This window comes from Alginatibacterium sediminis (genome assembly GCF_003610775.1).
In the GTDB taxonomy this organism is placed as follows: domain Bacteria; phylum Pseudomonadota; class Gammaproteobacteria; order Enterobacterales; family Celerinatantimonadaceae; genus Alginatibacterium; species Alginatibacterium sediminis.
Genome location: NZ_RAQO01000006.1, coordinates 460840 through 470000, shown reverse-complemented (window position 1 = coordinate 470000; position 9161 = coordinate 460840). Strand labels below are relative to the sequence as shown.

Below are 9161 nucleotides of genomic sequence, written 5' to 3'. Positions count from 1 at the left end.
GTTACCTTAGATTTATACAATAAAATTGTTATTCCCTGTGAATTTAGCTGATTTTGCTAAATCACAGACAGCACCAAGCAAACCTATGTGAGTAGGTGCAAGATGAACATCCAATTTAGAGGAAGTTAAGCGCTATTAAGTAGCCGTTTAGCTGAGCCCATACCATGCAGGCGTTGTTGTTTATGCTCGCTTTTGTAGAGCAACATACTCGCGCAATTACCGACCACCGCACCGAATTGCTGCTCTAAGCCTGTCGTAAGCGTAAGCCAACTGCTTTGGTCGATGTTCAAACGGGCTAAGATTGGGCTAAGGTTAGCACTAATATACCCGCGCTTATCCTGACAGATAGCTCTGCTGGTTAAATCAACTAGGGTTAAATAGTCTTTAAGCTCAAATGGCAGGCCGTTGGGCATGTTATTACGAGGGTTACCTACGAACGGATATAAAGCTTTAGGCTGCTTAGCTTGTTTGGCCTGTTTAATTCGCTGTTTTATACTGGTGTGGTCAGAGGTTTCTGGTTTGTCAGCTATCTTTGCGCGGATTGGGTTTAAATCGACGTAAGCCATACAGGCCGCAAGCGCGGCTTCATCAAGTAAGGCTTGGGATTTGAACCGACCTTCCCAAAATCGTCCGGTACATTGGTCTTCTTTGTTGGCTTCGCGAGCGATATATTCGTTCAAATGGCGCATAAACCAACTTAAATCGAACAGTCGTTGGCGATAGATTTCGGCAGTATCACTCACGGCCTGCAGTTGCACAGCATCAAGCTCTGATTGTAAAGTGGGATTAAGGTAGCGCTGAGTTAACAGGGTGCCTTTGTGTAAGCGATGCCAACGCTGCAGAACTTCGTCCATTGACCAACTGATGGCTTGTTGTTGATTTACATGCAATACCAAATGGGTGTGGTTACTCATCACCGCATATGCACAAACATCTATCGAAAATATGCCAGCAAGCTTAAGCAGATAATCCTCAACCCACTGGCGACGATGTTCAAAACTGCGCCCACTTACAACGTCTTCGCCACACAAGTAAGCACGACGCACACAACGCGAAATACAATGGTAATAGGGAGTATCCGATAAACTCACTTGCTCCTTACGGGGCCTTGGCATCACAGAACTCTTATTGATTAAGTAGTCATTTAAGCCTAGACCATCATCCCGAGAGTGTCATTATTAGGAGTGTATTGTTATTTCTTTCTGAAGTGCCACTATCGTGGGTGTCTTGTTAATTTGTTAATTCTTGGCATCACAAAATTCTTATTGATGAAGTAGCCACTTAAACCTAGACCATCATCCCGTGAGTGCCACTATTATGGGTGTCTAGTTAAGCACTATTATGGGTGTCTAGTTAAGCACTTCTAGTTAAGCACTTTGTTAAGCAGTAGAGATTATTAAATTTCTACCGCTTCTTAGTTATTAACCTTATAAAAGCAAGTCACTACGTCTTATCGACGGACATTTTTTTGCGAAACTGCGTCATGTAATCCAAGTTAGCCTCAATGGTTTCATTCAAGGCTGTTTCTAGGACGGTACCGGTAGTGACAAGAGGGTTCAAAACTAGCGCGCGGTGTGCGGTGTTTCGATCTCCAGTAATGGCCGCTTCCACCGTCAGTGATTCAAATTCTTTCAATACCTGAATCAGACGCAACGTATCTTTCGGGAATGGTGCAACGTTTAATGGGAGTGGGCCTGATTTAGTGATCACGCTGCTCACTTCTACTGTACAGTCATTTGGGAGCCCTTCAATGGCGCCATTGTTTCTTGTGTTAACATGCATAATAGTACGCTTGTCATTGAAGATAGAGCTCATTAGTTCACAAGCTGCTTCTGAATAATATTGCCCGCCACGCTTTTCTAACTCTTTAGGTTTTTCATTTTGTTCTGGATTTCGATAGATATCAAACAGTCTATTTTCCATCGCTTTAACGACTTCACCGCGTGTACCCTGTCCACTGGCTTCTTCCAGTTCTTGACCCATGATGTCTTCGCTGGTGTAGTAGTAACGTAAATACGCACAAGGAATCATGCCCATATTACGCAAAAGTTCCGCTGGCCATTTAAATTTAGGGATATTCTGTGGCACGAGTGGATCATTGCCTGAAAGCATTTCTTCAACCACATCTTGCAGTTTATCTCGTCCCTCATGTAGTACTCTACGAGCCCAGATAAAGTGGTTTAGCCCAGCGACTTGCAATACGAAATCTTGTTCATTTGCGCCAAGCATTTTTGCTATGCCTTTTTGCATAATTACAGGGACATTGCACAAACCTACAGCTTTAACTTTGGTATGTTTCAAGATAGCTTCTGTCACCATGCCCGATGGATTGGTAAAGTTAAGTAACCAAGCTTCAGGACATAATTCTTCCATCTCTTTTGCTATTTCTAAGGCGATAGGAATCGTGCGACATGCGTTTGCAAAACCGCCTAATCCATTGGTTTCTTGACCAATCATTCCATACTTAAGAGAAATACGCTCATCACGAATTCGACCTTCTAAACAACCTGCGCGAAACTGTGAACAAACAAAATTAGCCCCTTCAAGTGCAGGTTTTCGATCTAAGGTCACATGAACGTCAATATGTGACATATTATTCTTGGCCAGCATACGGCGTGTTAAATCACCGATGATACTAACTTTTTCTGCACCATCTTCAATATCAACCAACCACAACTCACCAATGGGAAGTTCATTGTTACGCTTTATTAGACCTTCAATAAGCTCTGGAGTGTAACTTGAGCCTGCACCAATAACGGTGATTTTTATATTATTGTTCATCGTAATGCCTCACATGGATAAGTTAGGCTAATTTAAAAGCATGACAACCTTGTTTACAAACCAGAATTTAGCTGATATGAATTAGCCAGGCTAATCCATATGGTTGTATGCACCATGAACCAAAAACAACAAATGCTATCCAACATGTACACTTTTGCCATCGCGGGTAAATCTCTTAGCTTTACCAAAGCCGGTGAAGAGCTGTTTATTACACAAGGCGCTGTTAGCCAACGAATTAAGTCTTTAGAGAAGCAACTCGGTTTTAGTTTGTTTGTAAGGTTAACAAGGAGACTTGAACTGACCAACGAAGGAAAACGCTTACTTCACGCTTTGAATCAGTCTTTCGAGGTCATATTCTCAGAGCTAGATGATATTAAATTTAACGAGTTACGAGGCGAACTCTACATTGGAGCGGCACCAACGTTTGCTCAAAGGTGGATTCTAGAGAGGCTTCCAGATTTTCAACAACGCTACCCAAATCTGAAAATCAAGTTGAGAGTAAAAGCAAGTCGCTTAGACTTTCAACATGAACCTGTCGATATCGCGATATATTACAGCAACAACGAGCATCCAGGGTTCTACCATAAACGCTTGTTTGACGAAGTATTAGTACCCGTATGTAGCCCTCAGTATTTCGATGAATATTTTGACAATGCTGATCCTGTTGCAACGCAACTCTCAAACGTCTCATTTATCCATTGTACAGAATCATTAGAGGGCACTGAGCCAGACATAGAATGGTCAGTTTGGCGCGATCATCAACAAGACGAAGAACTACAATCCCTAGATATAATGAAAAGAACGTTTCAAATTAATCATTCTGATATGGCTATGATTGCCGCTCGAAATGGATTAGGTATAGGCATTGCTAGGAAATCACTTGTTCAAGAATATTTAGAAAATGGTCAGTTAGTTATGCCACTCTCCGAAGCACCATCAGGTCTGGGATACGACTTAATATGTATGCAAGGACAACAAACTAGACCCAAAATAGCGGCATTTTTAAATTGGATTTCATCACAGTTTACCATGTTAGATGCCCGGAAAAATTGTTGACTGCCATTTTTTTAACACGCTTTATCCGGCAAACTTGCATTAGGAAATCATACGTTAGTCATATTTTAATGAGCCTTTTCTCGAAGGTGTAATAGGCATAAACACGTTAAAATACCACATTCTAATCCACTCAAAACAAAGTGGCTTAGAACTAATACCTGCTATTTAAACTTCGCACTCGGACGTTTAGCTGCGCCCTTGCAGCAAACTACAATTCTCCGCCATGACTTGCATAGATTTGACCGCTCGCAGCCTACGATCTTCTGATAAGCGGTCATCGTCCAAGTGCCGTATGTGCCATATAGCCGTGTGCCACTATTATGGGTGTCTTGGTATTATCTTGGTATTATCTTGGTATTATCTTATTGTCCAAAATCCTTTTGGTAAATTCCTGTGAGACGCATAACACCCAATTAAGGGGTGAGTGATCAAGTACCAAAATTGTAGCGAAGCAATAATGGCACTCGTTTGCGAATCCATCTTGAAGCGTGCGTTACGCGTATTTTCCGATGATGCTAGATAGATATTCCACAGAATGCGCTATGTAGTCTGGTTGGCACTCCCAACTTTCGGGTTCAGCCCGACTATATGTTACAGCCACAGCAATTACTTTAGCATTGTCACCAAGTGCAGATTGCAGATTACGAGCAAATTTAACATCTGCTTCATGGTCTCCAATATACATTAGACACTGGCTATCCTTATGACCAAAGATGGATTCAAGGCACTTGATACCAGCAAACGCGTGAGGTTTTTGCTTACAGTTTGAAACGTCGTCATAACCGACGATAGCCTTAAAGGATTCACCAACTCCATTGCTATCGAGCAGACGACGGATGTTGTTTTGTGAATTCTGAGAACAAATACCATGTGAAAGATAAGAAAACCTTTTTACTAGATCTTTGATACCGTCAAACAGAATAACCTCTGTGGTATTTTTCTCTTGATGCTCTGCCCACAGACCTCCAGCAATGAGCATTTCATCGTGGGTCAGCCCATAATAATCTGTGTAAAGCTCTTGCCAGTTTTTAGCGCCATGATTTGCTACGTGGTATGAATCTTCGTCACTTAGGTATTTTGGTAACATTTCACCCGTTAAATGAGGAGCAACAATAGATAAGATAGTTTTTGTGATATCAATGTTCTTGGGAACCGAATTCACAAGAGTTCCGTCATAATCCCAAAGTACCGCATCTAGTTTCATTTTTTTATCTACTCTCAGAAAATTAGGTCTGGACACACAATTTACGCTGAACGGCCTAAAACGCGAAACGCTCCATTAAGAAGCTTTAATTGTTGGTTAAAATATGTAGCAAAGACAAACCTAATCAACTGTTAAAAATTCTGCATGAATGGCTGGTTATATGCGACTGTTTCCATTGATTTTTATATTAAGCCAAACAGTTTGCCAACGTTCAATTTTTGCTTTAGCTCCAAGTGCTTTGGGAGAAACTGTAGTTGCCCCTTGAAGCAATGCAACGTTTGATAAAAGTGCTGAATTTAGAGCGCCTATGAGCTTATTTTCTAACTGTAAAGAAGCGGCAATTACGGACTTACAACCATTGCATGTTATAAAACTTGCTTGGTTCGATCCTTGTTTTTGTATATCAAGTGCTTCTACACTTTTGATTTCTAATTTTCCTTCGGGATCTGATAGATAGGAGATATTTCTAGAAATACAAAAATCACAATCACATGCTCGAGGACTATAGTGATCTAAAGTCTTGGGAAGACTAATGATGACCTTGGTTTGTCCACAACTACATTTACCGACACTTGATATCATAGCTGAACCCTCCTAAACCCAATTAAGCAGCTGACAACGCTACAAATAAACTCAAATTTACCACCGAAATCACTAAGACTAAACTGGGTTGAAAATGCCAAGCGTTGACAGTCTGCTTAAATTGCTTATTAGCTTACTTATTTTCGGCAATGCGCCACAACACACCACTAGGGTCAGTTATACAAAATTCATACATTCCCCACGGCTGCTCGACAAGTTCCGTGATCTTTACACCAAACTCTTTGTCTAGACTCAGCTTTAGGATATGTTGATACCAGCTTTGAGCATCTTCGACTAAAAGGTGCATCATGAAATTTTTACTGTGAACGGGTTCATAGAAATCTTGGAGCAAGAAGGAACAAAAACCAGATTTGAAATAAGCGATACCTTCAAATTCAGATACCATTTCAAAGCCAATAATCTGATAAAAGCGCTTAGAGCATTCAAAGTCTTTAGCTGGAACAAAAGACTTTATTTCTACAGTGTTCAGGTTTTCCATTTCCCCCTCCATTTTATAGCAAATGCTTGTAGCCTAACTCATTAATAACTGGCATGTAGCTTAGTGTTATTTTAGAAGATTTTTATTTTGCAAAAATGATGGCACATAATACTTCCAGTTGATTAACTTGTTAGTTAACTTAACTACAAATAAACGAATTAACAAACATCGAAAAAAAGTACACGTTACTGAAACTCATCGCCAAGATTTTCTAGCTTTTTATTACCACATTTTGTACAAACAACATACCTATCAATTAGATCCAACGACGCACCGACTGGACTAGCTACGCCTCCAAAAAAACCTGATAGAAAAGCTTTAAATTGTTCTTTTCTACTTTTACCGTACTTTGAAGGCTTCTGCTTAATAACTTCTTTATGCTCAGTTTCTTTGCCGCATTGTTTACAAAATTTCTTCAACATTATTTGACCCCCCTATTTCATTTTTATAGGAAACAACAAGACACCCATGATAAGTTTTCAAGCTTAGAACATCATCTTGAGAGTGCCACTGTTATGGGTGTCTTGGTATTATTGTTAATTCTCTCTCTTAGTATTACTCGGTATTACTCGAGTAATACTAAGCAACAATGAGAATAACTAAGCATGGGGGCTGGTTCTTAAGCAGTCCACTCTCGATTCTGCAATACCACGCGATATCCATCGACATCTTCAAAGGTTTTACCAAGCAGATCCCAATAGTTGTTATAGCTGGCAACGGCTGTGAAGCCAGCACTCAACATTTGCTGGCAACAGTGATCCCAGACTGATGGCTCGCAAAAATAGAACACTAACAAATTGTCTTGGCTAGGCGCCCTGCCCGATTTGCTTCCTCTGTGGTGAGTAAACTCTAAGTGGTAGTTGTGGTGTGGGTGCCCAAGAATTGAGCCATCAAAGCCATTGTGGTCATCAAAGCTACCCAGTAACTCAAAGCCAAGACCCTCAACATACATGTTGGTAATGTCAGTTAGATTATCGGTCGGCCTAGCCACTCTGAGTTTCGCTGTTTTGGGGATCATTGTATCGCCTTGTATTGTTGGTTGGCTTTAAACATCAGTCTTGTTGGGATTGCAGTAACGCTCAATGTTGCCGCGCGAGTACAACCAGCTGTACATGCCTAGCTAATTGCTCCTGAGAATAGTGTCAGAGTTTCGCCTTTGAATTTACCCTCGTTAGCCTCAATTGTTTGGTCTAGCCCAAAACCGTTATTTAAAAGCACTTTTTGTGAGCCGATGTTCCTTGCAAGGCAGCCACTAAAACAGTTGCGGATGCCTTCTTCTTTAAGCCCTTGTAGGGCAAGTCTAAGTGCACTGGTAGCAATGCCTTTAGCCTGTAAGTCTTCTCGTACCCAATAATCAATGTTGGCCCGTGATTGGTCAAAGCAAATATTGTTCAAACTGATAATCCCAGCAAACTGCCCCAAATATTCAATAACAAAAACTTGTGAACTACCCTGGGCAATCAATTTTTGTACATGGCTATACCACTGCATGGCCCCATCAATTGGATAAGGCGACGGTACATTGCTGGTTTGCCCAATGCTTGGATCAGATGCGTAACGTTGTACTGACGGCACGTCTTGTTGGCGTATGTTTCTAATTCTAACCACGAATATTTCTCTAAAAAAGCGTTACTCAAAGCTGCGCCGTTTGCTTATCCATTACATGCTGCGCTAAGGAGTGAGTACAAGACAAGTTCTGATACCAATTGTTAAACACCAGCTCAATGTCGCGTAGTACAACACTGCCAAAATCATAGTTTTTATAGCGTTTACATAGCTCAAGTAGTTGTTGACTATTTTGCAGAGGCGCGCAAAACCGCACCACCGAAGTATGCGCTATCACTAACTCATAGCGCGAGTCAATACTGGTGCGCAAGCCTGAACGTTTAAATGCGGCCCTAAATTTTGCACGCAAATCGTTCAAGGCACTGTCCGCTGGGAAGCCTTGCACAACAATGCATGAAGCGGATGCAGTGATGCCTCTAAAATGTATGGTTATTGGCTCACTACTGGCCATAACGTCGTTAAAAATGTCCGAATAACGGCGAGAATCTATCTGCGATAGTTCGAAGCCAGCCACACAAGAAATAATCGCTAGCAGCGTTAAATGAAGCTCATCAATGGGATGATAGTATTGCTGGGGTTCAATCAAAGACACTTGCTTTGCAAAGCTGTCGATCGCTTGGCTAACCGACTGATTATTAGTATGAAGGTAAGCTAGGGCGGTGATACCGCGACGAGTATCGTTAGAACTATGGATATTGGGATCCAGTTGATACTGATTTAGGATCAGGCCACTGCTAAAGTTCTCCCACATCTCATCATATATATGTTGAATCATACACATCCCAAATTTCAGGCTCTGTTGTTATTTCTATCAAACCAACTCATCATATTCATATCATTGATAAATTGGAATGCCAAGGCCTATATATTCAAGCATAATTGTATGTAGCGCAGTAACTTAGCTTTCATCAATGGCTAGTGAAAATGATTCTTCACTATTGATATTGATCGCTAATAATCCGGTTTGGGCGCAAACTAGATGTGAAACACAGTTTCTATCGCGTTCCCATATCGCAGACGAACCGTAACTTTCAAACTTGTCACTATCTCCATAGTAATTTGCCATCATGGACCACATATCTAGATCGTTCGACATCTGAGCATAGTGTGCATAGCTACCCCACTAAACATTTAATCAACCTAGCCGACTACAGTCACTGATATCAGCATCAACAGTGGTGTCATTAGGTCAACTAGTAACTGCGATTCTTTCCTTTATCTAAGCAATTCCATATACGACAAATAAAGACCAACAAATTAATAACAATGGTATAAGCTCGATATCAACTCGCTTGGCATGCAAATGAGCTGCGCCTATTATCATTCCAAACTCCCCACACTATTGGTGCTACTGACGACATCCATATTTGTGCCAAGTTTTGAGCCGCAATCGAAAGCCACGTTTAGTTGAGCAGCACGCAAGGCTCTCGCTTATCAATGTTGTCGACGTTGTGAATCAAATTATGTGATTAA

Annotated in this window: 11 protein-coding genes; 1 reads left to right on the top strand and 10 read right to left on the bottom strand. The window is 41.1% G+C overall.

Annotation, left to right across the window (positions count from 1 at the left end):
* Window positions 1–125: 125 nt before the first annotated feature.
* Together DBZ36_RS12980 and DBZ36_RS12975 are read right to left on the bottom strand one after the other, a co-directional pair.
* A complete protein-coding gene (locus DBZ36_RS12980) occupies window positions 126–1115 on the bottom strand; it encodes a transposase (protein WP_120355367.1) in 990 nt (329 codons plus the stop codon).
* Between the two features lie 328 nt (window positions 1116–1443).
* Window positions 1444–2781: a 6-phospho-beta-glucosidase gene (locus DBZ36_RS12975; protein WP_120355366.1), complete on the bottom strand. Its 1338-nt coding sequence runs from the start codon at window positions 2779–2781 to the stop codon at window positions 1444–1446.
* Between the two features lie 114 nt (window positions 2782–2895).
* Here DBZ36_RS12975 and DBZ36_RS12970 point away from each other — a divergent pair, with 114 nt between their 5' ends.
* Entirely contained in the window at window positions 2896–3837 is a 942-nt protein-coding gene (locus DBZ36_RS12970; RefSeq protein ID WP_120355365.1) for a LysR substrate-binding domain-containing protein, read from the top strand.
* 493 nt (window positions 3838–4330) lie between these two features.
* On the opposite strand, the gene DBZ36_RS12965 is transcribed toward DBZ36_RS12970, so the two are convergent.
* From DBZ36_RS12965 to DBZ36_RS12930, 8 genes are all read right to left on the bottom strand, one after another.
* Window positions 4331–5041, bottom strand: a complete 711-nt coding sequence (locus DBZ36_RS12965) for an HAD family hydrolase (RefSeq protein WP_120355397.1) — start codon at window positions 5039–5041, stop codon at window positions 4331–4333.
* Between the two features lie 156 nt (window positions 5042–5197).
* A complete protein-coding gene (locus DBZ36_RS12960) occupies window positions 5198–5623 on the bottom strand; it encodes an aldehyde-activating protein (RefSeq protein WP_120355364.1) in 426 nt (141 codons plus the stop codon).
* Between the two features lie 133 nt (window positions 5624–5756).
* Window positions 5757–6122, bottom strand: coding sequence for a VOC family protein (locus DBZ36_RS12955; RefSeq protein ID WP_120355363.1), 366 nt, complete (start codon window positions 6120–6122; stop codon window positions 5757–5759).
* Window positions 6123–6307: 185 nt separating this feature from the next.
* Window positions 6308–6544: a bL33 family ribosomal protein gene (locus DBZ36_RS12950; RefSeq protein ID WP_120355362.1), complete on the bottom strand. Its 237-nt coding sequence runs from the start codon at window positions 6542–6544 to the stop codon at window positions 6308–6310.
* 197 nt (window positions 6545–6741) lie between these two features.
* A complete protein-coding gene (locus DBZ36_RS12945; protein WP_120355361.1) occupies window positions 6742–7140 on the bottom strand; it encodes a VOC family protein in 399 nt (132 codons plus the stop codon).
* 98 nt (window positions 7141–7238) lie between these two features.
* The gene (locus DBZ36_RS12940) at window positions 7239–7730 is read right to left on the bottom strand and encodes a GNAT family N-acetyltransferase (RefSeq protein ID WP_158589098.1); all 492 of its coding nucleotides are present in this window, start codon (window positions 7728–7730) and stop codon (window positions 7239–7241) included.
* 25 nt (window positions 7731–7755) lie between these two features.
* A complete protein-coding gene (locus DBZ36_RS12935; RefSeq protein ID WP_120355359.1) occupies window positions 7756–8463 on the bottom strand; it encodes a 2'-5' RNA ligase family protein in 708 nt (235 codons plus the stop codon).
* Window positions 8464–8586: 123 nt separating this feature from the next.
* On the bottom strand, window positions 8587–8784 hold the full coding sequence (locus DBZ36_RS12930; protein WP_147395027.1) for a hypothetical protein: 198 nt from the start codon (window positions 8782–8784) through the stop codon (window positions 8587–8589).
* Between the last annotated feature and the right edge of the window lie 377 nt (window positions 8785–9161).